General features: G+C 29.3%; 1 protein-coding gene. It reads left to right on the top strand.

Features of this window, described 5'->3' with window-relative positions:
• A partial coding sequence (locus tag AWT72_RS10235) for a hypothetical protein (RefSeq protein ID WP_231724077.1) occupies positions 1-468 on the top strand: 468 nt, incomplete at both ends.

Here is a 468-nt window from a genome sequence, read left to right as displayed (position 1 = left end):
ATTTCTTCGCTTTATCTTTTGCTAAATTACTTTCTCTAAGTTATCTTTCAGCTTCTAATGCTTTAGTTACTTCTTCAACTGTTGTTGCTTTTTCTATTTCTTCTTGTGCTTTTAATCCTTCTGCTTCAGTTAAACCTTCTAATTCTGATATTTCAGTTGTTGCATCTATTTTAGCTTGTTCTAATTTCTTAGCTTCATCTTTTGCTAAATTACTTTCGCTAAGTAATCTTGCAGCTTCTAATGCTTTAGTTACTTCTTCAACTGTTGTTGCTTTTTCTATTTCTTCTTGTGCTTTTAATCCTTCTGCTTCAGTTAAACCTTCTAATTCTGATATTTCAGTTGTTGCATCTATTTTAGCTTGTTCTAATTTCTTAGCTTCATCTTTTGCTAAATTACTTTCGCTAAGTAATCTTTCTCTTTTATATTCTTTTGTCGCTTTGTACTATTATATAGTTTTTCTTATTCTTT

The organism is Oceanivirga salmonicida, from assembly GCF_001517915.1.
GTDB classification, from domain to species: domain Bacteria; phylum Fusobacteriota; class Fusobacteriia; order Fusobacteriales; family Leptotrichiaceae; genus Oceanivirga; species Oceanivirga salmonicida.
The sequence above is the reverse complement of the archived record's forward strand: the minus strand, read 5'-3'. Positions and strand labels throughout refer to the sequence as shown.